This window comes from Qipengyuania sp. GPGPB31, from assembly GCF_038396345.1.
In the GTDB taxonomy this organism is placed as follows: Bacteria; Pseudomonadota; Alphaproteobacteria; order Sphingomonadales; family Sphingomonadaceae; genus Qipengyuania; species Qipengyuania citrea.
The window spans coordinates 1,440,835-1,466,507 of the sequence record NZ_CP149572.1 but is presented as its reverse complement, the minus strand read 5'-3'; the positions used below and the strand labels follow the sequence as shown (position 1 = coordinate 1,466,507).

22 protein-coding genes and 1 pseudogene are annotated in these 25,673 nt (G+C 65.6%); 14 read left to right on the top strand and 9 right to left on the bottom strand.

Annotation, left to right across the window (positions count from 1 at the left end; genetic code table 11):
- The first annotated feature begins 31 nt into the window (after window positions 1-31).
- Window positions 32-208, top strand: coding sequence for a YegP family protein (locus tag WKH79_RS07505; RefSeq protein WP_082835446.1), 177 nt, complete (start codon window positions 32-34; stop codon window positions 206-208).
- Here WKH79_RS07505 and rnhA read toward each other — a convergent pair whose 3' ends face one another.
- Genes rnhA through ispH form a run of 3 tightly spaced genes read right to left on the bottom strand, consistent with a single transcriptional unit; the run spans window position 209 to window position 2,590 of the window.
- Window positions 209-652 carry a ribonuclease HI gene (rnhA, locus tag WKH79_RS07500; RefSeq protein WP_050600779.1) on the bottom strand — a complete coding sequence of 148 codons (444 nt, stop codon included), beginning with the start codon at window positions 650-652 and terminating at the stop codon, window positions 209-211. It abuts the gene before it with no gap.
- The gene (thrB, locus tag WKH79_RS07495) at window positions 649-1,605 is read right to left on the bottom strand and encodes a homoserine kinase (RefSeq protein ID WP_341858494.1); all 957 of its coding nucleotides are present in this window, start codon (window positions 1,603-1,605) and stop codon (window positions 649-651) included. The genes rnhA and thrB overlap by 4 nt, the downstream gene beginning before the upstream one ends.
- A gap of 1 nt (window position 1,606) precedes the next feature.
- Window positions 1,607-2,590, bottom strand: a complete 984-nt coding sequence (ispH, locus tag WKH79_RS07490; protein ID WP_341858493.1) for a 4-hydroxy-3-methylbut-2-enyl diphosphate reductase — start codon at window positions 2,588-2,590, stop codon at window positions 1,607-1,609.
- 96 nt (window positions 2,591-2,686) lie between these two features.
- On the opposite strand from ispH, the gene WKH79_RS07485 reads away from it, so the two are divergent.
- From WKH79_RS07485 to tatC, 9 genes and pseudogenes are all read left to right on the top strand, one after another.
- Window positions 2,687-3,340 carry a hypothetical protein gene (locus WKH79_RS07485; protein WP_050600776.1) on the top strand — a complete coding sequence of 218 codons (654 nt, stop codon included), beginning with the start codon at window positions 2,687-2,689 and terminating at the stop codon, window positions 3,338-3,340.
- Window positions 3,341-3,399: 59 nt separating this feature from the next.
- A complete protein-coding gene (gene argS, locus WKH79_RS07480; RefSeq protein WP_063512692.1) occupies window positions 3,400-5,139 on the top strand; it encodes an arginine--tRNA ligase in 1,740 nt (579 codons plus the stop codon).
- A gap of 2 nt (window positions 5,140-5,141) precedes the next feature.
- Window positions 5,142-5,825, top strand: a complete 684-nt coding sequence (locus WKH79_RS07475; protein WP_063512306.1) for an SPOR domain-containing protein — start codon at window positions 5,142-5,144, stop codon at window positions 5,823-5,825.
- 79 nt (window positions 5,826-5,904) lie between these two features.
- A complete protein-coding gene (gene nagZ, locus WKH79_RS07470) occupies window positions 5,905-7,014 on the top strand; it encodes a beta-N-acetylhexosaminidase (RefSeq protein WP_341858492.1) in 1,110 nt (369 codons plus the stop codon).
- The gene (locus tag WKH79_RS07465) at window positions 6,989-7,735 is read left to right on the top strand and encodes a ScpA family protein (protein ID WP_234000784.1); all 747 of its coding nucleotides are present in this window, start codon (window positions 6,989-6,991) and stop codon (window positions 7,733-7,735) included. The genes nagZ and WKH79_RS07465 overlap by 26 nt, the downstream gene beginning before the upstream one ends.
- Window positions 7,735-8,350, top strand: a pseudogene (scpB, locus tag WKH79_RS07460) (SMC-Scp complex subunit ScpB). Before WKH79_RS07465 ends, scpB begins: the two are co-directional and overlap by 1 nt.
- Window positions 8,351-8,411: 61 nt before the next feature.
- On the top strand, window positions 8,412-8,639 hold the full coding sequence (locus WKH79_RS07455) for a twin-arginine translocase TatA/TatE family subunit (RefSeq protein WP_063506076.1): 228 nt from the start codon (window positions 8,412-8,414) through the stop codon (window positions 8,637-8,639).
- A 24-nt stretch (window positions 8,640-8,663) separates the two neighbouring features.
- Complete coding sequence (gene tatB / locus WKH79_RS07450) at window positions 8,664-9,101, top strand: Sec-independent protein translocase protein TatB (protein ID WP_050600769.1); 438 nt, start codon at window positions 8,664-8,666, stop codon at window positions 9,099-9,101.
- A gap of 1 nt (window position 9,102) precedes the next feature.
- Window positions 9,103-9,897, top strand: a complete 795-nt coding sequence (gene tatC / locus WKH79_RS07445) for a twin-arginine translocase subunit TatC (protein ID WP_341858491.1) — start codon at window positions 9,103-9,105, stop codon at window positions 9,895-9,897.
- Here tatC and WKH79_RS07440 read toward each other — a convergent pair.
- Window positions 9,882-11,531 carry an amidohydrolase family protein gene (locus tag WKH79_RS07440; RefSeq protein ID WP_341858490.1) on the bottom strand — a complete coding sequence of 550 codons (1,650 nt, stop codon included), beginning with the start codon at window positions 11,529-11,531 and terminating at the stop codon, window positions 9,882-9,884. The genes tatC and WKH79_RS07440 overlap by 16 nt on opposite strands.
- 111 nt (window positions 11,532-11,642) lie before the next feature.
- Here WKH79_RS07440 and WKH79_RS07435 point away from each other — a divergent pair, with 111 nt between their 5' ends.
- The 3 genes from WKH79_RS07435 to WKH79_RS07425 all read left to right on the top strand — a co-directional run bounded on the left by WKH79_RS07435 (window position 11,643) and on the right by WKH79_RS07425 (window position 16,029).
- Complete coding sequence (locus WKH79_RS07435; RefSeq protein ID WP_341858489.1) at window positions 11,643-12,899, top strand: threonine ammonia-lyase; 1,257 nt, start codon at window positions 11,643-11,645, stop codon at window positions 12,897-12,899.
- Between the two features lie 156 nt (window positions 12,900-13,055).
- Window positions 13,056-13,898 (top strand): arginyltransferase, encoded by an 843-nt coding sequence (locus WKH79_RS07430; protein WP_341858488.1) that lies wholly within the window; start codon window positions 13,056-13,058, stop codon window positions 13,896-13,898.
- Window positions 13,899-14,064: 166 nt separating this feature from the next.
- Window positions 14,065-16,029 carry a BamA/TamA family outer membrane protein gene (locus WKH79_RS07425; RefSeq protein WP_341858487.1) on the top strand — a complete coding sequence of 655 codons (1,965 nt, stop codon included), beginning with the start codon at window positions 14,065-14,067 and terminating at the stop codon, window positions 16,027-16,029.
- A gap of 428 nt (window positions 16,030-16,457) precedes the next feature.
- Here WKH79_RS07425 and WKH79_RS07420 read toward each other — a convergent pair whose 3' ends face one another.
- Entirely contained in the window at window positions 16,458-18,002 is a 1,545-nt protein-coding gene (locus WKH79_RS07420; protein ID WP_341858486.1) for a hypothetical protein, read from the bottom strand.
- On the opposite strand from WKH79_RS07420, the gene WKH79_RS07415 reads away from it, so the two are divergent.
- Entirely contained in the window at window positions 17,920-20,241 is a 2,322-nt protein-coding gene (locus tag WKH79_RS07415) for a translocation/assembly module TamB domain-containing protein (protein ID WP_341858485.1), read from the top strand. The genes WKH79_RS07420 and WKH79_RS07415 overlap by 83 nt on opposite strands.
- Here WKH79_RS07415 and WKH79_RS07410 read toward each other — a convergent pair.
- The 4 genes from WKH79_RS07410 to WKH79_RS07395 form a co-directional block, all read right to left on the bottom strand.
- Window positions 20,235-20,789, bottom strand: coding sequence for a fasciclin domain-containing protein (locus WKH79_RS07410; protein ID WP_341858484.1), 555 nt, complete (start codon window positions 20,787-20,789; stop codon window positions 20,235-20,237). The two genes, WKH79_RS07415 and WKH79_RS07410, sit on opposite strands and share 7 nt — an antisense overlap.
- Before the next feature lie 38 nt (window positions 20,790-20,827).
- On the bottom strand, window positions 20,828-21,427 hold the full coding sequence (locus WKH79_RS07405) for a hypothetical protein (protein WP_341858483.1): 600 nt from the start codon (window positions 21,425-21,427) through the stop codon (window positions 20,828-20,830).
- 89 nt (window positions 21,428-21,516) lie between these two features.
- On the bottom strand, window positions 21,517-22,113 hold the full coding sequence (locus WKH79_RS07400) for a lysozyme (RefSeq protein ID WP_341858482.1): 597 nt from the start codon (window positions 22,111-22,113) through the stop codon (window positions 21,517-21,519).
- A 141-nt stretch (window positions 22,114-22,254) separates the two neighbouring features.
- A complete protein-coding gene (locus tag WKH79_RS07395; protein WP_341858481.1) occupies window positions 22,255-25,659 on the bottom strand; it encodes an autotransporter domain-containing protein in 3,405 nt (1,134 codons plus the stop codon).
- Window positions 25,660-25,673 lie beyond the last annotated feature (14 nt).

The following is a 25,673-nucleotide window of genomic DNA, read 5'->3' as shown; positions in this document are numbered from 1 at the left end:
GGGTCACGCCAGCTATTCAGGAAGGGAAAACATGGCTCATCACTTCGAAATCTACCGCGACAAGGCCGATGAATACCGCGTGCGGTTCAAGTACAATTCGGAGGTGATGTTCTCGACCGAAGGCTATGCCTCGAAGGCGAGCGCGCAAAACGCCATCGATTCGATCAAGAAGAACGGACCCGACGCGGAGATCGTCGACAACAGCTGATCAGGCGGTGCGCGCGATCCGTTCCGCCTCGTCGCTGGCGAGGCGGTCCACCCGCTCGTTCTCGGGATGGCCCGCGTGGCCCTTGACCCAGTGCCATGCGACGCGGTGATGCGCGGTCAGCTCGATCAGGTCGTGCCATAGATCGGCGTTGCGGACCGGCTTCTTGCTGGCATTGACCCAGCCGCGTTTCTTCCAGCCGTGGACCCACTTGGTGATCCCGTCGATCAGGTACTTGCTGTCGGTATAGAGATCGACCTCGCAGGGTTCGATCAATGCACCCAGCGCCTTGATCGCGGCGATCATCTCCATGCGGTTGTTGGTGGTGTCGGGATCGCCGCCGACCAGTTCCTTTTCATGCGGCCCCATGCGCAGCAGCGCGCCCCAGCCGCCGGGACCGGGATTGCCCTTGCAGGCCCCGTCGGTGAATATTTCGACTTGCTTCATGCGAAGGCGCTCTGGCCGCTGGCGCGGTAGAATTCCAGCCGCCTGACGAAATCCATCGGGTCCTTGCGGTGGACAAGCGCATCGTCGGGCGTGTCGAGCCAGTCCTGCGCGCGGCTGGCGATGAACCGCAGGCAGGCGCCCTCGGCCAGCAGCGGCAGCGCGGCCCGTTCGTCATGGCCGAGGGGGCGCAAAGTTTCATATCCCTCGATCAGCGCCCGGCCGAGCGCGCGATTACAGCGGGCGCCGGTCCCGTCGAAGCACCAGGCGGCATGGGTCACGGCGAGATCGTACGCCATCGACCCGGTGCAGGCGAAATAGAAATCGATCATTCCGGTTACGCGGTCGCCAAGCATCAGGACGTTGTCGGGAAACAGGTCCGAATGGATGATCGACCGGGGCAGGGCGCGGGGCCATTCGTGCACGATCGCCTCGCCCGTCTCGAGGATCGGGGGCAGATCCGGATCGATCGTGCCCAGCGCTGCCGCGCCGCATTGCTTGAGGATATCCAGAGTGTCGCCCGGCTCGAGCGTGCTGGTGCGCGATTGCGGGAAGTCGCGCGCGGCGAGATGGATCTGCGCCAGTGCGCTGCCCACCGCTCGGGCCTGCCCGGGCGTCGGGGCGCTGGGCGAAAGACCGGGAAGGAATTCGATCAATGCCACGGCCTTGCCGTCCACCATCCTCCAGGCCGCGCCGTCGCGGTCGTGAATGGTGCGCGGCACGGGGCAGCCGCTTGCCGAAAGGTGATCGAGCAGACCGAGGAAGAAGGGCAGGTCGGCGGTCTCGATGCGCCTTTCGTACATCGTCAGGATAAACCGGCCCCGCGTGGTTTCCAGCAGCCAGTTGGAATTCGAGACGCCTTCGGCGATGCCCTTGAAGGAAACCAGCCGGCCGACGTCGTAGTGATCCATCAGCCGAGCGAGATCTTCGGCCCCGAGATGGGTATAGACCGCCACGTCAGTCGGTGAGTTGGCGCGGCAGCTTGAAGATCATGTTCTCTTCGGTGGCGGCGATCACCTCTTCCTCGACCAGCCGCCAGTCGGAGAGCCGGTCGACCACTTCGCGGACGAGCTTTTCGGGTGCCGAAGCCCCTGCCGTCAGGCCGATCGTGCCTATGCCCTCGAGCCAGGCCGGATCCATTTCGTCGGCACGCTGGATGAGATAGGCGGTGGTGCCCAGCCGTTCGGCCACTTCCACCAGCCGCAGCGAGTTGGAGGAATTGGGCGCACCGATAACCAGCACCAGGTCGCAGTTCGCCGCGATCTGCTTGACCGCCGCCTGCCGGTTGCTGGTGGCATAGCAGATGTCTTCCGCCTTGGGCGCAACGATCTGCGGGAAACGCGCTTCGAGCGCCGCGATGATGTCGCGCGTATCGTCGACCGAGAGCGTGGTCTGCGAGAGGTAGGAGAGATCGTCATCGGGACCGAAGTCGAGCTCAGCGACGTCGTCGATCGTCTCGACCAGCGTGATCCTCCCCTCGGGCACCTGGCCCATCGTGCCAATCACTTCCGGGTGACCCGCATGACCGATGAACAGGATGTGCTGGCCCTTTTCGATCTGCCGTTCGGCCTGGCGGTGAACCTTACTCACCAATGGGCAGGTGGCGTCGACATACAGCATCTTGCGCCGTTCGGCTTCTGCCGGGATCGCTTTGGGCACTCCATGCGCGCTGAACACGACCGGTGCGTCGTCAGGCACCTCGTCGAGTTCCTCGACGAAGATCGCGCCCTTCGCCTTCAAGCTGTCGACGACATAGCGATTGTGCACGATTTCATGCCGGACATAGACCGGGGCACCGTATTTCTGCAGCGCACGCTCGACGATCTCGATGGCGCGATCGACCCCTGCACAGAAGCCGCGCGGCGCCGCGATCAGGAGCTTGAGGGGCAGGCGCGGATCGTTTCCGCTGGTGCCGGGCGTGGATGGAAAGGGGGCATTCATGTCCCGCCCTCTAGCGCTTTCGCGCAGGCCAAGCTAGGGCGTCCCGCAGCCAGAGGGGCTACGAATTCGAATGACCGCAAAAGGGAAATTAGCCGCATGACCATCCGCACCCGTCTGCTGCCCGCACTCGCTGCCGGTCTTGCGCTTGCCGGCTGTTCTACGGAAGGCGATCTGGTTCTCAACCAGGGGGTCGGCATTTCGGCGGTCCGCTCGACCTGCCCGGCGGTCGGTATTCCCGACTACACCGGCGATATCACCACCTTCCGTGCCCCGGGTGCGACGACGCAGGCGGATCTCGATGTCACGGCGGCAATCACCAACCTGCGTTCGAACTGCAACGAAGAAGCGGGCGACCGGGTCTATACCGAAGCCAGTTTCGACGTCGTTGCCCGCCGCAGCGACACCACTGGCAGCCGCACGGTCACGCTGCCCTATTTCTCCACCGTGCTGCGCGGCGGTTCCTCGGTGGTCAGCAAGCGGGTCGGCAATGTCACCCTGCAGTTCGCCGACGGGCAGGAACGTGCGCAGGCCAGCGGCACGGCGGCCGCCTATGTCGATCGCGCTGCCGCGACGCTGCCCGAGGATATCCGCGAGCAGATCACCCGCAAGCGCGAACCGGGCGATCCCGACGCTGCGCTCGATCCGCTGGCCGATCCCGCGGTGCGGGCCGCAGTGCAGCGCGCCACCTTCGAACTGCTGGTGGGTTTCCAGCTGACCGAAGCGCAGCTGCGCTACAACGCCACTCGCTAGGGCGCTGCGGGGCACGCCTCGCATCTTGCCATTTCGCGCCGATACGCTAGGCGCGCGCCATGGCTGATTTGCACACTCTTCACGCGGCTTTCGCCGCCCGGATCGACGCGGTTTTGAACGCTCTCGAGATGGAGGGCGTGCTGCCTGCCGATACGCCCCGCGGCAATGTCGCGGTCGAGCCGCCGCGCGATCCCTCGCACGGGGACCTGGCGACGAATGCCGCGATGGTGCTGGCCAAGCCGGCCAAGACCAATCCGCGCGCGCTGGCGGAAAAGATCGTCGAGCATCTGCAGCGCGAACCCGACATCGACGCTGCCGATATTGCCGGACCCGGCTTCATCAACCTGCGCCTTTCGCCCGACGCCTGGCGCCGCGAGCTGCTGGCGATCGCCGAGCTGGGCGACGACTATGGCCGTTCCGCCCTGGGTGACGGGCAGACGGTCAATGTCGAATATGTCTCCGCCAACCCGACCGGTCCGATGCACATGGGCCACTGCCGCGGCGCGGTGGTGGGCGATGCGCTGTGCGGTCTGCTCGAATGGGCGGGGTACCGGGTCGTGCGCGAATATTACGTCAACGATGCCGGCGGGCAGGTCGACGTGCTCGCGCGCTCGGCGCATATGCGTTATCGCGAGGCGCTGGGCGAGGATATCGGCGCCATTCCCGAAGGGCTGTATCCGGGCGACTACCTCAAGCCGGTGGGCGAGCGGCTCGCGCAGGAATTCGGCGACGCCTACAAGGACGCCGACGAAAGCGAATGGCTCGAGCTGTTCCGTCACCGTTCGGTCGCCGCGATGATGGAAATGATCCGCGCCGATCTCGCGCTGCTGGGCATTCATCACGACCTGTTCTCCTCCGAAGCCGAATTGCAGGCAGCGAAGAAGCCCGAAGCCGCCGAGGCGTGGCTGCGCGAAAAGGGCCTGGTCTACGACGGCGTGCTCGAGGCGCCCAAGGGCAAGGCACCGCCCGAGGACTGGGAGCCGGTCGAACTGCCGCTGTTCCGGTCGACCGAATTCGGCGACGACCAGGACCGTCCGATCAAGAAGTCGAACGGGGCGTGGACCTATTTCGGTGCCGATCTCGCCTACCACTTCCAGAAGGCCGAGAATGCCGATGCGCTGATCGACATCTGGGGTGCGGACCATGCCGGTACGGTCAAGCGGATCAGGGCCGCGGTCGCTGCGCTGACCAAGGGTGCCGGGCGCGATGTGCCCTTCGACGTCAAACTGGTGCAGATGGTCAAGCTGCTGCGCGACGGCGAACCGGTTAAGATGTCCAAGCGTTCGGGCACTTTCGTGACCTTGGCCGAGGTCGTCGAAGAGGTCGGCAAGGACGTCGTGCGCTTTACCATGCTCACCCGCAAACCCGATGCGCAGATGGAATTCGACTTCGCCAAGGTGGTCGAAGCATCGAAGGACAACCCGGTCTTCTATCTTCAATATGCCCATGCGCGCATCCATTCCACGCTGCGCAAGGCGGGCGTTGAGCCCGGCAGCGACAATCTCGACCGCCTGGGCGCGGACGAGCTGGCGCTGGTCCGCGAGGCGGCCCAGTTCCCGCGCGTGGTCGAAGCGGCCGCCAAGGCGCGCGAACCGCACCGGATCGCTTTCTTCCTCGGCGACCTCGCCGCTGCCTTCCACAGTTTCTGGAACGCGGGTAACGATGATCCCGCAATGCGGATCATCCAGGAAAGCGACCCCGAGCTTACGGCGGCGCGGCTGTTCCTGGCATCGCAGGTCGCGCAGGTGATCCGCAACGGGCTCGCCATTCTTGGGGTCGAGGCAGTGGAGGAGATGTGAGCATGACGGGGGCGAGCGCTTACGGCAGTGGCGGCGAGTGGGAGAACGAGGACCAGCTCGACCTCGCCGATGACGAGAGCCTTCCCTGGCTCGAGGCGGGCGAGGACGAGGAGCAGGCCGCGGGTTTTGACACCTCGCGGTTGATCCTGCTGGGCGTACTGGCGCTGATCGTGCTGGCCCTCGTGGTCGGGGCGATCTGGTTCGTGGCCAACCAGACGTCCGACGAGCCCGAAGCCGATGGCAGCGTGATCGCCGCCCCGGACGAGCCCTACAAGAGCAAGCCCGAAGACCCGGGAGGCAAGACCTTTGCCGGCACGGGCGATACCAGTTTCGCCGTGGGTGAGGGGCAGACGCGTGAAGGCCGGCTGGCCGAACCGACCACGACGCCGGCCGCCGCGGCTGACGACAGCGATGGTTCGGACGCGGGCAATGCTGCGGCGCCGGGCACGCCTTCGGGTACGGCGGTCCAGGTCGGTGCCTATCCGCGACGCGAAGATGCCGAGGCCGCGTGGTCCAACCTGATGCGGCAGACCGAAGCGCTCAACGGCGTCCGCCACCGGGTGGTGGAGGCACAGGTCGATATCGGACAGGTCTACCGGCTGCAGGCGCTCGCGGGCGACCGGGCCTCCGCCAATCGGCTCTGTGCGGCGCTGAAGGCCGACGGCCTCGCCTGCTTCGTCAAATAGAGCGGCCTCGCATCCGGTATCCACACCTGCCGCGCGCCGCGAACTTGCGGGAACGCGCGCCGCGGCGCATTTTCAGCAGATGACACCCGCCATTTTCGGCATCGCCGGGACCGCACTGGGCGCCGACGAGCGCGCCTTCTTCAAGGACGCCGACCCGGCGGGCTACATCCTCTTTGCGCGCAATTGCGAGAGCAAGGACCAGCTGCGCGCGCTGACCGACGAACTGCGCGCGATCCACGGACGCGATCGGCTGGTCATCTCGATCGATCAGGAAGGCGGACGGGTCGCCCGGATGAAACCGCCCGTGTGGCAGACTTATCCCGCGGGTGAAGCATTCGCTGCCCTGTGGGACGTCGCCCCCGCTTCGGCGATCGAGGCCGCCCGCGCCAATGCCGAAGCCATGGGCCGCGAACTGGCCACCATGGGGGTCACCGTCGATTTCCATGCGCCATTCGATGTCCGGCGCCCCGAAACCGACGATGTCATCGGGGATCGTGCACTGGGCAGCGATCCGTTGCAGGTCGCCGCGCTCGGCCGGGCGGTGCTCGACGGGCTGGGCCGGGCGGGGGTCGTTGGCTGTCTCAAGCATATGCCGGGCCATGGCCGCGCCACTTGCGATTCGCACAAGGAGCTGCCGCATGTCGCCGCCAGCGATGCCGAACTCGAAGTGGATATCGAGCCGTTCCGCACGCTCGCTGCGCATCCGCTGGGGATGAGCGCGCATATCGTTTTCGAAGCCTGGGATGCCACGGTGCCGGCAACGCTTTCCGAGACGGTCGTGCGGGACATAATCCGCGGCCGGATCGGGTTCGACGGGCTGTTGCTGACCGACGATATCGACATGCAGGCGCTCGACGGCACCATTGCCGAACGCTCGCGCCGCGCACTCGCCGCCGGATGCGACATCGTGCTCAATTGCTGGGCCAGAATGGAGGACCAGCAGGCGATCGCCGATTTGGGGAAGACGATGTCCGACCAGTCGGCGCGCCGGCTTGAAAGGGTGCATGCGGCGATGCATCCGCCTTCCGATGGCCCCGATACGGACGAGTTGCTGGCCAAGCGCGATGCATTGCTCGCGCTGGCGGAAAAGCGCGCGCGGCGTGACCGACAGCGGCCTGCTGTTCCCCGAGGACGATACCGCGCCGCAGGAGGATTGGGACGGCATCGCGGCAGAGGCGGCAGTCGATGAGAATGCGCTCTATCTCGAGCTCGATGGCTGGGAGGGTCCGCTCGACCTGCTGCTCGACCTCGCGCGGCGGCAGAAGGTCGATTTGCGGTCGATCTCGATCCTAGCTCTGGTCGACCAATATCTCGACTACATCGACCATGCCGAGGCGCTGAAGCTCGAACTGGCGGCCGATTATCTCGTGATGGCCGCCTGGCTCGCCTATCTCAAATCGGCCATGCTGCTTCCGAAGGACGAGGAAGAAGCCCCCGGGCCCGAAGAACTCGCCCTCAGGCTGCAACTGCGCCTGCAGCGGCTTGGCGCGATGCGCGATGCGGCGGCCCGGCTGATGGGCGGCAACCGGATCGGCCGCGATGTTTTCCTGCGCGGCGCGCCCGAAGGGCTCGAGATCGAACGCAAGACGCGTTGGCGCTGCGACCAGTTCGCGCTGATCGAGGCCTATGGGCGCGTGAAGGCGCGGACTGCCCCGGCGATCCACATGGTGCGCGAACGACCGGTGATGACGCTAGAATCGGCGCTCGACCGGGTATCCAACATGCTCGGCGTGACGCTCGACTGGATCGAACTGCGCGATTTCCTGCCCCCGCACGCGGAGCCCCGCCTGCGCAAGTCGGCGCTCGCCTCGAGCTTCGTCGCCGCGCTGGAACTGGCGCGGCTGGGCAAGGCCGAATTGCAGCAGGACGATACGTTCGGACCGCTCCGGTTGCGGCGGGTCACCGGCTGATGGACGATCTCGCCCGCGCCGTCGAAGCCGCGCTGTTTGCAGCGGAAGAGCCGATGACTGCCGAAGCGCTCGCCGGTTTCCTGGGCGACGCGGCGGTCGGCGACGTGCGCCAGGCGCTGCGCAGCGTGGCGCAGGATTACGAACCGCGCGGCATCCATCTGGTCGAGCGAAGCAAACGCTGGCATTTCGAAACCGCGCCCGATCTCGCGCACCTCCTGCGCCGCGAGCAAGAGCAGATCAGGCGGCTGAGCCGCGCGGCCACCGAAGTGCTGGCGATCATTGCCTATCACGAACCGGTCAGCCGCGCGGAAATCAGAATCGATCCGCGGGGTGCAGACCAGCGGCGGGACGCTCGACGTGCTGATGGAAGCGGGATGGGTCAGGATCGCGGGCCGCCGAGAGGTGCCGGGTAGGCCGACGATCTATGCTACGACGCCCGAATTCCTCGAGCATTTCGGCCTGTCGAGCCGGCGCGACCTGCCCGGAATCGCGGAATTGCGCGCCACCGGCCTGCTCGACCCGGTCGACGATGCCTATGACGAGTTGATGGGAGAGGCCGCGGGCGAGGATGGGGCGGACGATACCGAGCGAAGCGACGATCCCGAAGAGAGCTGACTGGCGCTAAGCCCGCGCAACGCCTATATTCGCATCCAAGCAATGTGAAAGAGAAGGTCCCATGGGTCTCAGTGTCTGGCAGCTCGCCATTATCGCCGTCGTCGTGCTCGTCCTGTTCGGTCGCGGGCGGATTTCCGAAATGATGGGCGATTTCGGCAAGGGCATCAAAAGCTTCAAACAGGGCATGAACGAAGACGACGCGCCCGCCAAGCAGCTCGGCCATGAAGCCAAGCCCGCCGACGAGGCACTCAAGCCCGACCAGGTCAAACAGACCACCGACACCAAGTGATCCGCTAGCGGGCGGAGGCAGGCCATGTTCGATATCGGCGCCAGCGAATTGCTGGTGATCGTCATTGTGGCGATCCTCGTGATCGGCCCCAAGGACATGCCCAAGGCGCTGCGCCACGCGGGCCGCTGGATCGGCAAGCTGCGCCGCATGTCCAACCATTTCCGCGCCGGGCTCGACGAAGTCGTCCGCCAGGCCGAGATCGAGGAGATGGAAGACAAGTGGGCCGCGCGGAACAAGGAAATCATGGCCAAGTATCCCGACGGTTCCTCGCCGGAAGGGGGCGCGCCGGAGAACCTCCTGCCCGACCAGCCGATGGAACCGCTGGCTGCGGCAGGCGAGGTGCCCGATGCCGATGCCGCGGCGGAAGCCGCGATCAAGCGTGCCGCCCCGGTCAAGGCGGCCGAACATTCGGACGAACCTACCCTGCCGCTCGACCCTCCGCCCCCGGGCAAGGATAGCTGACATGGCAGTGATCAAGGACATCGACGAAAGCCAGGCCCCGCTGCTCGATCACCTGATCGAACTGCGCGGACGGCTGGTGCGCTGCGTGCTGGCGCTGGCGCTTGCCTTTGGCGTGTGCCTCTACTTCGCCGATCCGATCCTCGGCTTCCTCATCCAGCCGCTGAAGAATGCCTTTCCCGTGGGCGAAGGCCAGCTGATCTTCACCAAGCTCTACGAGGTCTTCTTCGTCGAGCTGAAGGTCGCCCTGTTCGCCGGCTTCTGCCTGAGCTTCCCGATCATCGCCAACCAGCTGTGGGCGTTCATCGCACCGGGGCTCTACGCCAAGGAAAAGCGGGCCTTCCTGCCGTTCCTGCTGGCAACGCCGATCCTGTTCGGGATGGGTGCGGCGCTGGCGTATTACGTCGTCATGCCCACCGCCTTCCGCTGGTTCCTCGGCTTCGAGGGAACCGCGGGCGGGATGGAGATCCAGGCGCTGCCGACCGCCAACGAATACCTCGGCCTGGTCATGCAGTTCATCCTCGCTTTCGGGATGAGCTTCCTGCTGCCTGTGCTGCTGCTGTTGCTGCATCGCGCGGGTCTCGTCACGCGCGACCAGCTGGTGTCCGCCCGGCGCTATGTGATCGTGCTGATCGTGGCGCTTGCAGCGATCATCACGCCGCCGGACCCCGGTTCGCAATTGCTGCTCGCGGTTCCGCTGCTGCTGCTGTTCGAAGGTTCGCTGGTGCTGATGCGGCTGACCGATCGGCGCCGCCGTACTGACAGCGACGGTACCGACGAGGCTCAGTCCGCTTCGTAGACCTTGCGCCCGCCGACCCAGGTTTCCAGCACCTTGGTCGCCCGCAATTCGGCAGGCGAGGCAAGCAGCGGATCGCGGTCGATCAACACGAAATCTGCGCGTTCACCGGGCAGCAGCCGGCCGAACCGGCCTTCGGCGAACCCGGCATAGGCCGCTGCGCTGGTAAAGCCGGCCAGCGCCTGTTCGCGATTGACGCGTTCCTCGGGCCGCCAGCCGCCGAACGGTTCGCCATTCGCATCCATCCGCGTGGTTGCTGCGGCGAGGCCGGCGAAGGGATCGGGCGATTCGACCGGCGCGTCCGAGCCGAAGGCCAGTCGCCCGCCAAGCTGCAGGATGCTGTTCCAGGCATAGGCGCCGTCGAGCCGATCCGGCCCCAGCCGCGCTTCGGCCATCGAGCGGTCGCTGGTCTGGTGAACCGGCTGCATCGAGGCGATGACGCCGTTCTGGCCGAAACCGGACAGGTCCGCCGGATCGATGATCTGCGCGTGTTCGATCCGCCAGCGCCGGTCGCCGGGGAAGCTTTCGCTCAGCTCGGCGATCGCGGCCAGCGCGTCGGCATTGGCGGCAGTCCCGATCGCGTGGATCGCGGGCTGGAAATTGCCCTGCGCGGCGCGGACCAGGATGTTGCGCAGCTTGGCCGGGCCGGTCAGCGGCAGGCCGGTGTTGCCGGGATCGTCCGCATAGGGCTGCTTGAGCCATGCACCGCGGCTGCCCAGCGCGCCGTCGAGGTAGATCTTGATCCCGTTCATGCGCAGCTTGTCGCCATACAGCCACGGCGTGGGGCGGGCGCCGGCAATCAGTTCCATCTCGTCCGGACCGGCGGCATAGGCCATGATCCGCAGTGTCAGAGCATCCTTGTCGCCCGCGCGGCGGAAGGTCTGCCAATCCTCGATCGTCGTGCCCATGTCGGCCACGGCGGTAATGCCGTTGCGGTGGAGGACCTCCTGTGCCTTGGCGAAGGCAAGGTCGCGCTCGGTCGGGCGCGGGGCGGGAATGGCGCGGGTCATCAGGCTTTCGGCGGCATCGACGAAGACCCCCGACGGGGCCTGCGAACCGGGCATGCGTTCGACCCGCCCCCCGGCAGGGCTTTCTGTCGTCGCGGTGATCCCTGCGGCTTCCATTGCCATCGTATTGGCCCAGCCGGCGTGCCCGTCGACGCGCTGCAGGTACACCGGACGATCGGCGACCGCGCTGTCGAGCTCGGCCGCGGTGGGGAACCTGCCGAGGCCCCATTTTTCCTGGTTCCAGCCGCGGCCGAGAATCCAGGGCCGGGCCTCGTTTTCGGCAGCGAAGCGGCGGATCTTGTCGAGCGCTTCCTCGAGCGAATTCGTATCGGACAGGTCGAGCGTGAGCGCGCCGATGCCGATGCCCATGACATGCGCGTGCGCATCGATCAGCCCGGGGATCATGACTGCACCGTCGCCGTCTTCGCGGAAGTCGGTCTGCGGCACTTCGTCCCGCGCGGTCAGGATCTGCGCGACCTTGCCCTCGTCGTCGATCACCAGCGCGGTGAACCGCTTGAGCTTGCCATCCTCGCCGATCGTAAGACCCTCGACATTGTCGACCAGCACGTCCGCCGCGGCGGGCGTGGCGAGCGCAAGAGCCAGGGTTGATACGAGGAATTTGAATGACATGTCAGGCAGTCCCGTCTCGGTTAAGCGCGCCCAGCGATAAGGCATAGCTTGGTAGAGGCAAACCCTTTCGGCGATTGCGCCGCGCCCCAGCGCGCCGTAGGGGCGCAGACCATGACCCAAGCATCCTCCGCGCATGCCGACGCCCCCAAGGCGACCGACCAGCTGACCCTCGCCGATGTCCGCGCGGCCGCCGCGCGCATCGCTGGTGCGGTGGTCCGGACGCCGATGCTGCGTTCGCAGACGCTGTCGGACATCGCCGGTGCGGATATCTGGCTAAAATTCGAAAACCACCAGTTCACTGCCGCCTATAAGGAACGCGGCGCACTGAATGCGCTGCTGCAGCTGAGCGCCGAACAGCGCGCGCGCGGCGTCATCGCGGCTTCGGCGGGGAACCACTCGCAGGGTCTGAGCTACCACGGACGCCGGCTGGGCGTGCCGGTGACCATCGTCATGCCGCAGACCACGCCGAGCGTTAAGGTGATGCAGACCGAAAGCGTCGGCGGCCAGGTCGAGCTGGTGGGCGAGACCTTCGATGAAGCCTATGCTCATGCGCGCGAGCTCGAGCGCGAACGCGGACTTACCTTCGTCCATCCCTTCGATGATCCGCAGGTCGCGGCAGGGCAGGGCACCGTCGCGCTCGAGATGCTGGAGGAAAAGGACGATTTCGACTGCCTGGTCGTGCCGATCGGCGGCGGCGGGCTGATGAGCGGCATGGCCACCGTGGCCCGGGCGCTCAAACCCGAAATCGAAATGGTCGGGGTCCAGGCTGAACTGTTCCCTTCGATGTACTCGGCCGTGACCGGGGACGAGCGCCCCTGCGGGGGCGATACGCTGGCCGAAGGCATTGCCGTGAAGGCCCCGGGCCAGTTCACGCGCCAGATCATTGCCGAGCTGGTCGACGAAGTGCTGCTGGTCAAGGAATCGACGCTCGAACATTCGGTCTCGCTGCTGTTGCAGATCGAGAAGACCGTGGTCGAAGGGGCAGGCGCTGCCGGGCTCGCCGCGGTGCTGTCCAATCCCGAAAGGTTCGCCGGCAAGACCGTGGGACTGGTGCTGTGCGGCGGCAATATCGACACCCGCCTGCTGGCCAACGTGTTGCTGCGCGACCTGGCGCGTTCGGGCCGCCTCGCACGGTTGCAGGTGGTGTTGCAGGACCGCCCCGGCGCGCTGTTCAAGGTCATGCGCGAATTCAACGCGCATGACGTCAACATCATCGAAATCTACCACCAGCGGATCTTCACCACGCTGCCGGCCAAGGGTCTGACCGCCGAGATCGAGTGCGAAGCCCGCGATGGCGGCCAGATCGATCGGCTGGTCGAAAACCTGCGCGCCAAGGGCTATGTCGTCGAACTGGCCGAACTGGCCTGAACCGGGGCCTCGATGACGCCGCCCGGCGGAAGAACGGGGCCGTTTGGCGAGGGGTGGTGGCTTTTCATGGTAAAGAGGGTTTTAACAAAGGACCCGCTCTGGCATTGATAGGCGCAGCAGGTAATTGTCCCCGCCGCCAAAAGGACGTCGCCGAAAGTGACCGCACCGATACGCTTCCCCCGCTTTTTCGTGACCAGCCCCGCGCCGTGTCCGTACCTGCCGGGCAAGAGCGAGCGGAAGGTGTTCACCGAACTGCGCGGCGACAATGCCGACGAATTGAACGAAGCGCTCGGCCGGATCGGGTTTCGCCGCAGCCAGACCGTGGCCTACCGCCCCTCGTGCCTCGATTGCCATGCCTGCGTATCGGTGCGGGTCGTGGCGAAGGAATTCCGCCCGTCCTCGTCGCAGAAGCGCACGCTCAAGGCGAATGACGATCTGATCGCGACCGAATGCCGCCCCTGGGCGACGGCAGAACAGTTCGAACTGCTGCAGAAGTACCTCGCTACGCGGCACCCCGGTGGGGGCATGACGCAGATGGAGGAAAGCGACTTTGCAGATATGGTGGAACACACCAGTGTTACCAGCTATGTGATTGAATATCGGGAGCCGGGCATCGGCACCGAACCGGGGCGTCTCGTGGGGGCGTGCCTAACTGACTATCAGGGTGACGGGCTGTCGATGATCTACAGCTTCTATGACCCTGAACATGGGGATCGCGCCGGTCTTGGGAACTACATCATTCTCGACCACATTCGCCGTGCGGCCGACAATGGGCTGCCTTTCGTCTACCTCGGCTATTGGGTCGAAGGGGCCGAGCGAATGCAGTACAAGGTCCGCTACCGCCCGCTCGAACGGCTCACCCGCGGTGGGTGGGAGCGCATGCCCGATGCGGAACAGAAGCAGCTTATCGCCGCTGCAACCGCGCCGCGAGCCAAGCGCCGCGACGATCCGCTTCCTGCGAAAGACGGGCTTGCTGCAGAGTATAAGGTCGACGACTGAGGTCGCGCGCGGCGCGCTTGCGACCTGTCTTGCCCTCGCGGCGTTTGCGGGTGCGCAGCCAGCAGTTGCGCAGGATACATCCGCGCCGGCGTCTCTTGAGGACCTGATCCCCGACAGCGCGGTCGATAATCCCGAAGCCTGGGCACAGCAGGGCACCGATGAGGGTATGACCAGCGCCGAACCCGTGCTGGCGGCCGAAACGCCGATCGCCGATCTGCCCGCCATGCCCGTCGCATGGCCCGACGATGTCGAGATCGAACCGCTCGAGCCGCTCGAACCGGAAGGCGATATCCAGTTCGCGGACCTGCTCGAGGATGCGCCGCAAATCGCTTTCGAAGACGCGGAAATCGAGACGCTGTCCGATCTGCTGGTGCTCGGCTTTCCGCAGAAGGAGCCGCCTTTCACTGAGCGCGGCGACTTCGTCGACCGGTTCGAAGCGCTTTCGACGATCGAAGAACTCGACAATGGCGATGAGAACGTCGCCCAGCTGGCGGCACGCGCGCGCGAGGACGAGGAACTGCTGGCGACGCTGCTGCGAGTCTATGGCTATTACGATGGCGAAATCGTCCGCACGATCGCCACGCGTGACGCCGGCGAGGATAGCGCCGACCAGAATCCCCGCGTCCGTTTCGATGTCATTCCCGGGCCGCGCTATACCTATGGCGCGATAGACCTAGGCGAGCTCGACACGGCGACCGATGCGGCAGAGCTGCGCGATTCCTTCGACATCCAGCCGGGCGAATATTTGCAGTCCGACACGATCCTGGCCGAACAGTTCGACCTCGACCGTGCGCTGGGCGAAACCGGCTATGCCTTCGCCGAAATCGATGAACCCGAATTGCTCATCGATCACGATCGGGTCGAGGGCGACCTGACGATGCCGGTGCGCCCGAATGGCAAATATGTCTTTGGCGGCGTCGTAAGCGACGACGAGGCGTTTCTTTCAAGCCGCCATCTCGAGCGTATCGCCCGTTTCGAACCGGGCGATGTCTACCAGCGCAGCCTCGAGTTCGACCTGCGCCGCGCGATAACCGCGACGGGGCTGGTCTCCAGCGCCAGCGTCGAAGCCCGCGAAATCGAGGCCCCGCAGGGCGACGAGCCGGGCGTGGTGGCCATGGACGTGAGCATGGAACGCGCCGAGCTGCGCACTATCGCCGGGGCGATCGGTTACGGTTCGGAAGAAGGCGTCCGCATCCAGGCGAGCTGGGAGCATCGCAACCTCTTCCCGCCCGAAGGCGCGTTGCGGCTGCGCGGCATCCTCGGCACGCGCGAACAATTGGCGGGTGTCACCTTCCGCAAGAACAATTTCGGCGGCCGCGACAAGGTGCTCACCGTCGATGCCTATGCCTCGAGCATCGACACCAGCGCCTATGATGCGCGCACGGTTGCGCTGACGGGCACGTATGAACGCACCTCGACATTGCTGTTCCAGAAGCCGCTGGCCTGGGCGCTGGGCGGCGAGATCCTCGCCACCGACGAGCGCAATCGCATCGTCGATGGGGTGGCCCGCCCGCGCCAGACCTATTTCATCGCTTCGCTGTTCGGCCGTGCGACGATCGACACCAGCGACTCGCTGCTCGATCCGACCCGCGGTTTCCGCGTCACCGGGTTCCTCGCCCCTGAAACCTCGCGCACCGAGGGCGAGCAGTACTATTACCTGCGGAACCGCGTCGATGCGGCCTATTACCAGTCGGTGGGCGAACGCACGGTGATCGCGGCGCGCGCGGCCTTCGCCAGCATTCAGGGCGCCGATCTCGTCGGCATCGCGCCTTCGCGGCGGCTTTATGCGGGTGGCGGCGGATCGGTGCGCGGCTATGGCTACCAGTCGATCGGTCCGAAGAACCAGTTCATGGAACCGATCGGCGGGCGCAGCCTCGTCGAAGCCTCGCTCGAAGCGCGCATCGGGACTGGGTTCTTCGACGGGGCGGTTTCGGTCGTGCCGTTCTTCGACCTGGGCAGCGTGTCGACATCGACCACGCCCGATTTCGACGAGATCAAGATGGGGGCCGGTGTGGGCCTGCGCTATGCGACCGGCTTCGGCCCGATCCGCGTTGATGTAGGCGTGCCGCTCAACCCCGAACCCGAAGATTCCCCGGTCGCGGTCTACATCTCGCTGGGGCAGGCTTTCTGATGCCCGAAGAGCGCGCGACCGCCCCCGAGGCATCGGTTTCGAGCCGCAGCGCATCCGGGCGCGGGGGCCGCAAATGGCTGCTGGGCCTGGCCGCGGGCCTCGTGCTGCTGGTGGTCGGTGCGCTGGCGCTGTTGAACACACCGATTGGCGAGCGTTTCCTCGCCAATCGGATTGCCGAACGCACCTTCCCCAACGGGCTCAACATCCAGATCGGCCGGATCGAGGGCAATCTCTACGGCGCGGCAGTGTTGCACGATGTGCGTGTCTCCGATCCGCAGGGCGTGTTCCTGACGATTCCCCGCGCGGAAGTGGACTGGAACCCGGGTGCATGGCTGTCCAACCGGCTCGAGATCGACAGCTTCGCGGCGCGCAGGGGACAATTGTCGCGCCTGCCCGAGTTTCTGCCGAGCGAGGAGGAGGGGCCGATATTACCGGGCTTCGACATTTCGGTCGAGGAACTGGTGATCGACGATCTCACGCTGGCCGGCGGCATCGCCGGAGAAAACGCGCAGCGGGTCAACATCACCGGGAGCGCTCAGGTCGATGACCGCAGGCTGTTGCTCGATCTTGACGGGCGTTTGGGCGCGCGTGACCGGATGGTGCTGCTGGTCGACGCCGAACCCGATGGCGACGATTTCGATCTTGCGCTGGATGCCTCCGCCGCGGCGGACGGGCCGATTGCCGCGCTCGCCGGGCTCGATGCTCCGCTCGACATGCGCGTGCGCGGCGATGGCACCTGGACGCAGTGGGACGGCGCATTGCTCGTCCGCAGCGAAGACGAACGGGTCGCCGCCCTGCAACTGACCAACCGCGCTGGCCGGTTCGGCTTGCTGGGAACGGTCGACCCTACCGTATTCCTGACCGGCCTGCCAGCCGAAGCACTTGGCGACAAGGTGGCGCTCAAGGGCGATATCGCCATCGACAACCGGGTGTTCGACGGGACGGCCATAGTGGCTGGCCGCAAAGTCAGCCTTTCGGCCGAAGGGCTGGTCGATCTGGCCGACAATCGGGCGGACGACCTCGAGATGGTGGTGCGGGTGCGCGATCCGGCGGTGCTGGGCGATGGTATTGCGCTGCGCGATACGCGGCTGACCGCCACGCTCGACGGATCGTTCGACGATCTCGCCATCGCCCACAAGGCGCGCGTGGGCGAACTGGACATCGGCGGAACCGTGCTCACCCGCCTGAGGCAGGAAGGCACCGCGCGCTATGATGGCACGCGTTGGACCCTGCCGCTGGATCTGACGGTCGCCCGGATTGCCAGCGGCAATGCGATGGTCGATCCAAGACTTGTCGACGGCACCGGCCGCGGCACCTTGGTACTGACGGGTTCGACATTGCTGGCGGACGATTTGCGGCTGTCTTTCCCCAGCGCGGCAGCCAACCTCGCGCTGCGCGGCGATCTCGCCCGTGGAAGCTACAGGATTCGCGGACCGGTGCGCGCGCAGGGCCTGGCGCTGGACGATATCGGCACCGCGGGCGGCACGGCCGTGATCGATTTCGCGCTTGCCCCGGGCGCCCCTTGGCGTCTTTCGGCCGAGCTCGACGCGCGCATTGCACCGGTCACCAACGCCACCCTGGCCAATCTTGCCGGCACGCCGATCCGTGTACGCGGCGGAGTTGCGGTGGGCGGAAACGCACCGCTCGATTTCAATCGCCTGCGCGTCAACTCGAACAAGCTCGCTCTCTCGGTCGATGGCAGCATCCGCGCGGGCACCACGCAGGTCGCGGGCAGCGGCAGGCATGTCGATTACGGTCCCTTCACGGTCGAGGCGAGCGTCACCGATGCCGGGCCCAGCGCCGCGCTGGTGTTCGCCCAGCCGGTGACGGGGCTCGAGAATGTTCGCCTCGCGATAGCGCCAACCGAGGATGGGTTTGCGATCGACACCGATGGCGAATCGGTCGGTGCTGGGGCCCTTCGCCGGCCAGTTGGCACTGGTCGCCCCGGAAGCCGGCCCTACGCGGATATCCATCGAAACCATGCAGCTGTCGGATACGCAGTTGACCGGCGCGCTGACCCTGGTCGATGGCGGCGTCGATGGCACGATCGCTCTGGCAGGCGGCGGCCTGGATGGCACAGTAGCGCTCGCGCCGCGCGGCGCGGGGCAGGGCGTCGATGTCGATCTGCAGGCACGCAACGCCCGGTTCGGCGGGGACACCGTCCTGCGTGTCGCGCGCGCGGATGTCGAAGCAAGCGGATTGCTGGCCGACGGACGGACCACTTTCACCGGTTCGGCCACGGCGGCAGGCCTGTCCTATGGCACCCTGTTTATCGGGCGCCTGGCCGCCGAGGGCGAACTGGACAATGGGGTGGGACGGGTCGATGCCTCGCTTTCCGGGCGGAGAAGCGGGCGCTTCGTACTCGACCTCAACGCGGCGATCCGCCCCGAACGGATCGCAGTCGCAGCGCAGGGGGAATTCGCCGGGCGGTCGATATCGATGCCGCGCCGCGCCGTGCTGACCAGCCTCGACAATGGCGGCTGGCAACTTGCACCGACGCAGCTGTCCTATGGCGACGGCGCGATGGTCGCTGCCGGCAGCTTCGGCGGCGGCAATCTCGATTTCGATTTCAAGCTGGCGCGCATGCCATTGTCGCTGATCGATGTGGTGCGCCCCGATACGGGGCTGGGCGGGACGGTTTCGGGTACGGTCGATTACCGCGCCGGTGCCAATGGCCTGCCATCGGGCGAAGCCAAGGTGAAGATCGAGCAATTGACCCGTTCGGGTCTGGTGCTGACCTCGCGGCCCGTCGATGTCGCATTGGTAGCGCAGCTGACCGATACCGAACTTGCCGCCCGGGCCCAGCTTGCAAATGCGGATATCCAGCGTGGCCGGATCCAGGCCCGGATCACGGGGCTGCCTGCACAGGGCATGCTGCTCGACCGGATGCGCGAAGGCAGCCTGTTCGCGCAATTGCGCTACCGCGGGGCGGCAGAAAGCCTGTGGCGGCTGGCCGCGCTCGATACGTTCGATATCACCGGTCCGATCGCGATCGCCGCCGATGCCAGCGGAAGCCTGCGCGACCCGACCGTGCGCGGCTCGATTTCCGGCGAAGCGCTCCAGCTGCGCAGTTCTCTGTCGGGTACCAATATCCGCGATATTGCGCTGCGCGGACAGTTCCGCGGTTCGCGGCTGCAACTGACGCGGTTTGCCGGCACCCCGGTCAATGGCGGAAGCGTGATGGGAAGCGGGATCGTCGACCTGCGGACCCTCGGCGAGGCGGTGGAAGGCCGCATACTCGAGATTCGCGGCCCGACGATCGATCTGCGCATCGCAGCCGATAATGCCCAATTGCTTGATACGGGCGGCTTGAGTGCCACGGTCACCGGACCCTTGCGCATCGTATCCAACGGCCTTGGCGGCACCATTGCGGGCCGCGTACGCGTCAACCGCGCCAGCTGGACGCTGGGAACTGCATCGGATGATCTGCGGATTCCGCAAATCGCCACGCGCGAGATCAATGCCCCGGCCAACCGGGCCCCGCAGGCAGCCCCGTCGCGCCCCTGGCGTTATCTGATCGACGCACGGGCAACCAGCCGCATCGATGTCGACGGGATGGGCCTCGACAGCGAATGGTCCGCCGATGTCATCCTGCGCGGAACCACCGATGACCCGCGGATTGGCGGCAGCGCCGAAGTCGTGCGCGGCGATTACACCTTCGCCGGAACGCGGTTCGAACTCACTCGCGGCGAAATCGAATTCGATGCCAATCTGCCGGTCGACCCGCGGCTCGACATCCGGGCCGAAACCGAGCGCGACGGACTGACTGTCGAAGCGACGGTACAGGGCAGCGCGACCCAGCCGGAAATCGCCTTCAACTCGAATCCCTCGTTGCCCGAGGAAGAACTGCTGGCCCGACTGCTGTTCGGCGGGTCGGTCACCAGCCTGTCGGCCACCGACGCGTTGCAGCTTGGCGCTGCGGTTGCCAGCCTGCGCGGCGGTGGGGGGCTCGACCCGATCAACCAGCTACGCAGCGCGATCGGCCTCGACCGGCTGCGGATCGTCAGCGCGGATCCGGCGCTGGGGCGCGGCACGGGTGTGGCGCTGGGTAAGAATTTCGGACGGCGCTTCTACGCCGAAATCATCACCGATGGCCGCGGATACAGCGCGACCGAGCTGGAGTTCCGGGTGACCAGCTGGCTGTCTCTGCTTGCTGCGGTGTCCACTGTCGGACGCGAAAGCCTGGTGGCTGAAATCAGCCGTGACTACTGATCCGCGGCGTTGCGCGGATCGGGTGCCAGGATCGTGTCGATCGGAATGACGACCCCGTTGTTCACCGCGGTGGCGCTATCGACCAGTGCGGCGCGGGTGTCGCCTAACGAAACATACAGCTTCCTTTCCGATCTTGAAAAATAGACCAGCGTTCGGCCGAGCGTCGTCATCGCGACGGGCCCGCCTTCGCGGTCGATCGCTGCGTCGATGGCTTCGGGTGTGAGGTGCCCCGGCAGAAGGTGGTTGCGCAGGATCGCGATCAGGACGGGACGGTGCTCCGGTTCGAGCAATGGCATGGCGCGATCGTTCACCGCTTCGAACGCTGCGTTGGTCGGGGCGAGAAGCGTGTAGCTGGCCGGGCCGTCGAGCACGGTAGTGAGTTGCGATTTCTCGATGGCGTCCTGCGCTGCGCTGAGATCCGGGTCGGAGCCAAGTGCAGCAGCGACCGTAAGCGCGCCGGCATCCTCGGTAAGGACGGGATCGTCGTCGTCGGGCTGAGGTTCGCTGCCGCAGGAGGATAGCAGCGCCAACGCAAACAACGGCAGCACGGCATGCCCTGCGCGCCGGGCGAGGGACGAGGGGGGTGTCATACCAAGAGATCGATCGCTGCGGTGACCCGCCGGGTCCGCGGATCGACCCGGTACACATAGCCATCGACATAGCGGTACCAGACCGTGGGCGTATCCTGGTAACGCGTGCGATAGGAATAGGGGACGTTGTAGACGTCGTAGCCAGCGGGCATTTCCTGTCCGATGACGAATTCGTCCCCTGTCAGCAGCGCGGCCACTCCGGTGATCGAAGCGTCTTCGGGATCTACCCGGTAGAGAACATTTTCGGCAAAGCGATAGGACGCTGCGGAACCGAGATCGAAATAGTCGACATAATAGGCCGGAGCGGCTGCACTCTCGATCCGTTCGGGCCAGGTCTTGCCCAAGGCGAGGGCGCCGCCGAGAAGGCCTGCCCTTGTGCGATAGCCGTCGAGCCACTGTTTCATCCGGGCGGTGCGATCGGTTTGCAGGCACGCAGCATTGCCCACCGCAGATCCGGACAAGCATTCCGCCCCCGATACCGCTTCGCCGGCAAAAGCGGTCATTTCGGATCCATTTGCGGCATTCGTAGCCGGTGCGGCGCGTGCACCGATCGATACGAGCGCCATGACTGCCGCGGCTGCGACCACCCTACGCATTAAGAATACTCCTTCGTCCTTGCAACGGCGGCGCGGGCCCTACGGTTCCATGTCGTTCGACGAGTGGAATGGGAGGAGTTCTGCGGCGTTCACTGCGAGCGGTAGAGCGCAGCCTCGGCCTTGCGGCGGCGGACCAGACCCTTGAGGATGCGGCCGCCGGCGCGGTTCCACCGCGCAAATTCGGCAGCGGCTTCACCATATTTTCCTGTCCGGTGAAGGCGCAGCAAAGTCGAACGGGCAATCGCGCCCGTATTGTAATGAAAGCTGACGAGGGCATCGAATTGCGCCTGCGTCGTTTGCGCATTGCCCAGCGCGGTCGCGACATCGCGCGCGTGACGGGCGACATCCTCCTCCAGCCGGTTGTCGCATTGCTCCTGCGTCCAGACCGTTCCGGGACCGATGCCTGGCCCGGTAGCGCCCCAGCCAATCGTCCATGGATCGGCTCCGGTGCCCGGGTCGGGATAGGCCTCGACCAGGCCATCCTGCCGGATTCGCGCGCAGCCTTCGAAATCGCGGATCAGCCGCAGCCCGCGCTCGCTGACGCCGCGCCCTTGGAACAATTCACCCGAGGGTGAGGTTGCGGCGCTGACAGCGTCGATTGCCGCGTCAAGCCGGTCGACCTCGGACTGGCGGAACCCGCGGCCCAGAATTTTGCGGATCGTATCGAAGAGCGGTTTGCGGTTCATAGTGTGGCCTCCCGGGGAAACGAGGCCGCTTTGCTAGGCACCAACCGGCAGAGTAGGAAAATGCTTTCGCGCATCGAAAAGGCCGCCCGGTTGCCCGGACGGCCCTTTCTTGCCGAACCCTAAGGTCCGGTACGGATTGGCTCAGAACTTGAACGTTGCCGAAGCGCGATAGGTCTGCGCGTTGGCATTGTTGCGGGCGATCGTCGTGTCCACACCGATACCGAACTGCGCGGGACCGCTGTTGAACTTGGCGGAAATGCCCGCTTCGGCCCAGAACTTGTCCTGGCTGTTTACCGGGAAAAGCACACCGGGGCCGGTGCCGTTGGCGAACTGTGCCGAAACGGCGAACGGTCCGTCTTCGTATTCATGCACGAAGTCGACATTGGCATCGAGCTGAAGACCGGTGGTGACCTTCTGGTAGTCGAAACCGATCCGGCCCTGGAGGCTTTCGAAGTCCTCGCGGTCGATGCGCAGTGCAAGCGGGCCGCCGGTTTCCTCGATCACGTCGAGCGAATGGTCGACATAGCGCACTTCGATACCGGGCGAGATCGTGCCGAACGCGCCCTCGATGTCGTAGGAAATCCCCAGCGCTGCGCCGAGGCCGCCATCGCCGCTGTCGCTGGTAAGCGTCTGCGTACCGCCGCCGAAGGCGATGGTGCGCGTCGTGTCCAGATCGACATCGGTAACCGTCAGCTGGCCATCGACCACGAAGCCGTCGACGGTCTTCACGCTGCCGTAGAGCGACAGGGCGAGGGTCGTCGACTCGGTCTCATTACCGAGCGAAACTTCGGAATCGAGATCGGAATACTGCGCCGAGATGCCGATCATCGAGTTCTCGCCGGGGAAGTACTCGATACCGCCGCCGAAGAAATAGCCATCGACGTCGGTGTCACCCCCGGTTCCGGGCATGGCCGCGCCGCTGCCCTGCATCAGGCCACCTGCGAGATAGATGGCGACATCTTCGCGAAGCCCGCTTTCACGCACACGCGTCGGTTCGTCGGCCTGGTCGAGACCCATGGCCACTGCCGAGATCGGCTGACTTCCCCGCGAGACGCTGAGCCCGGCCGTACGGATCGGGTTGCCCAGCGTCGCGATGGTGCCGCCCGAACTCGCCAGCGTCGATTCCCGCAGCCGAGAAGCGTTGAACGACTGGACCTGGTTGTAGGACTGCGCGACCATTTGCAGCGCGGCCGTCTCAGTCGTCGGTGCCCAGCTTTCGAAGGCGCTCTGGATCGCCGACTGGTCGGCGAAATCGAGCACGTTGTACAGCGCTGCCAGAGCCGCATTGCCGCGGTTCTGATCGAGCAGCTGCGCATAGCCGCGCTGGACGGCATCGTTCCGATCGACCACCGACCCATAGCTGCGAGCCAGGATTTCCATCAGCACCGCAGTGTCGGTGTAGGTGAAGTTCTGGTACAGGATCGCGGAAAGATCACCGGCGTTGAAGGTGCCGCTCAGGCCGCCATCGGCGGTCAGGATGGTGAACTCCTGCCCCAGGCCGACACCCGGTTCCAGGACGCCTGCACCCACGGCCACGACGCCGCCAAGCGACGCTTCGCCGGTGATTGCAAGCAGGTCGGACGTGTTGTTCGGCCCGACATCGATCATCAGGGTCGAGCCCGACGAAAGTACGGCCGAACCATCGATGGTCAGCGTATCGATCCCGCCGACCGTGCCGGGCGAGATGGCTCCCATGACATTGGTGACGAACGGCGCGGTAACCGTTCCGCCGCCCTGCAGGGCGCCGCCGAAGATGGTGTAGTCACCGACCGAGTTCAGTGCGCCATCGACAGTGATGGTGCCGCCAAACTGGCTGATGTCGATCAGTGCAGTCAGGCTGCCGTCCGCGGTGATGTTCAGGCCGGCAGAACTGCGGACCGTCAGACGGTCGATCGTCACATCGCTGCTCAGCGTGGTCGTGCCGGCATTAGCCAGCGTCACATCGAAATAGCGCGGGTCGACATTGACGTCGGCGTCGCTGCTGACCACCGGATCGATGTTGTCGGGTACGAAGCCGGTCGCACCGGGCAGGCCGTTGTCCAGCGTCGGGTCGGGAAGCGCGGCGTCCGAGAATTCGGGCGTGCCGCCGTCGCTCGCGTGGGGGGCGTTTTCGGCGAACTCGGGCCCCTGGTTCTGCGCCTCGTTGGCATTGATCAGGCCCCCGCGGCCGACCGCCGAAGCATCGACGGCATCGGGATTGGCACCCTTTGCGCCACCACCAACGAGTGCATCGAGCATGTCGGCATCGGCTTGGCCGATGCCCGACGAGATGGAACCATCGGAGTTGCGGACCGGGGGCGTATCTTCACCGGTCGCCAGATCCTGGCAGCCTTCACCCGGACCGTCGCCTTGCGGGTCGAAGCAGACTTCGCCCCACTCGGGCGAGTCGCCGGTGATGCCAGCCCCAGGCGAGGTAGGCAGGCCGTTAACGACCTCGCCATCTTCGTTGATGACGCGATAGACGGGATCCAGCGTGGTTTCCCAGTGCGAGGCGTCTTCCCAGTTGCCGTCGCCATCCTTCGCCGTGACGTAGCGGTAGGGATTGGTAGCAACGATGTAATCCCAAAACAGATACAGCGGCTGGTAAAAGCTCTCGGTGCCATAGCTGGAGAAGACCTGCGGTCCGAAGAAACGCGAACCACCGGAAAGAACACCGATGACGAGGTCTTCGTCGCTCAGCGTATTGTTGGCCGCGTCGAGAATCAGCGGACCACCCGAATCGCCGCCAGCGGTGGTGCCTTCGCGCTCGCGCGCTTCATCCTTGTAAAGGTTGAAATCGAACGGATTGGTCTTGTTCGGATCGTCAAAGTCGAGACGATAGAGGTTCTGCGGCAGGTTGGAAGGGCCGCCAAACAGGAACGTGTTGCGTGAATCGAATGAGGTGAGCGCACCGATCATGTTCTCGGCCGACTTGCGTCGCCAATCGATCCCCAGGTTCGAACCGGTGGAACCCGAGCCGGTAGCGCCGTAGCCGGTGATGTTCACGTGATACCCGGTCCCGTCCGCATCGTCGATTGCCTCGGGCGTCGGCAGCGGCGAGAACAGCAGCGACCAGGTCGGCAGGTTCGCGGCTGGATCGGACAGGCTGGCGACGGCAATATCAGCCTCGAGGAAGCCGACTGCTTCGGGGCGCTGCAGCGACCGCGCATCGTAGTAGATGCGATTGACGTCGAAGACAGCGAGGTCGGGATTGCTGGCGAAGCCATTGCCAATCCAGTCGCGGAAGCCGGGGAGGGCATCGACATTGAAGGAGAAAGCCGAGCGAACCGTCGTGTCGTAATCGGTTTCTGGACGATCGTTCACGCAGTGAGCAGCGAACAGCACGGTACGCGGATTGATAAGCGTCCCGGTGCAAACGAAGCCGTCGTTGCGGAAGAACATGCCGACGCCGCTGAACTCTTCGTCGGTATCGACAATGTCGTCGGGAGTATAGTTGTCGTTCGGTACGATGGCGTGAGCGGGGGTGCTCAGCGCGACGGTCGACAAGGCAATGGTGGCGGCGCCGGCCAACAGGCGGCTGCCGTTACGATTGAACGTGGATTTCATGACGAAGGTCCCTC

Bases quoted from the DNA above. Each gene is read 5' to 3' on its own strand.
- nagZ (WP_341858492.1), top strand. From the start codon at position 5,905: ATGACACCCGCCATTTTCGGCATCGCCGGGACCGCACTGGGCGCCGAC.
- WKH79_RS07405 (WP_341858483.1), bottom strand. From the start codon at position 21,427: ATGCGTAGGGTGGTCGCAGCCGCGGCAGTCATGGCGCTCGTATCGATC.
- WKH79_RS07485 (WP_050600776.1), top strand. From the start codon at position 2,687: ATGACCATCCGCACCCGTCTGCTGCCCGCACTCGCTGCCGGTCTTGCG.
- WKH79_RS07505 (WP_082835446.1), top strand. From the start codon at position 32: ATGGCTCATCACTTCGAAATCTACCGCGACAAGGCCGATGAATACCGC.
- WKH79_RS07475 (WP_063512306.1), top strand. From the start codon at position 5,142: ATGACGGGGGCGAGCGCTTACGGCAGTGGCGGCGAGTGGGAGAACGAG.
- WKH79_RS07440 (WP_341858490.1), bottom strand. From the start codon at position 11,531: ATGTCATTCAAATTCCTCGTATCAACCCTGGCTCTTGCGCTCGCCACG.
- tatC (WP_341858491.1), top strand. From the start codon at position 9,103: ATGGCAGTGATCAAGGACATCGACGAAAGCCAGGCCCCGCTGCTCGAT.
- WKH79_RS07425 (WP_341858487.1), top strand. From the start codon at position 14,065: ATGACCAGCGCCGAACCCGTGCTGGCGGCCGAAACGCCGATCGCCGAT.
- WKH79_RS07455 (WP_063506076.1), top strand. From the start codon at position 8,412: ATGGGTCTCAGTGTCTGGCAGCTCGCCATTATCGCCGTCGTCGTGCTC.
- rnhA (WP_050600779.1), bottom strand. From the start codon at position 652: ATGAAGCAAGTCGAAATATTCACCGACGGGGCCTGCAAGGGCAATCCC.
- WKH79_RS07415 (WP_341858485.1), top strand. From the start codon at position 17,920: ATGGCGAATCGGTCGGTGCTGGGGCCCTTCGCCGGCCAGTTGGCACTG.
- WKH79_RS07395 (WP_341858481.1), bottom strand. From the start codon at position 25,659: ATGAAATCCACGTTCAATCGTAACGGCAGCCGCCTGTTGGCCGGCGCC.
- WKH79_RS07400 (WP_341858482.1), bottom strand. From the start codon at position 22,113: ATGAACCGCAAACCGCTCTTCGATACGATCCGCAAAATTCTGGGCCGC.
- tatB (WP_050600769.1), top strand. From the start codon at position 8,664: ATGTTCGATATCGGCGCCAGCGAATTGCTGGTGATCGTCATTGTGGCG.
- WKH79_RS07435 (WP_341858489.1), top strand. From the start codon at position 11,643: ATGACCCAAGCATCCTCCGCGCATGCCGACGCCCCCAAGGCGACCGAC.
- argS (WP_063512692.1), top strand. From the start codon at position 3,400: ATGGCTGATTTGCACACTCTTCACGCGGCTTTCGCCGCCCGGATCGAC.
- WKH79_RS07420 (WP_341858486.1), bottom strand. From the start codon at position 18,002: ATGGATATCCGCGTAGGGCCGGCTTCCGGGGCGACCAGTGCCAACTGG.
- ispH (WP_341858493.1), bottom strand. From the start codon at position 2,590: ATGAATGCCCCCTTTCCATCCACGCCCGGCACCAGCGGAAACGATCCG.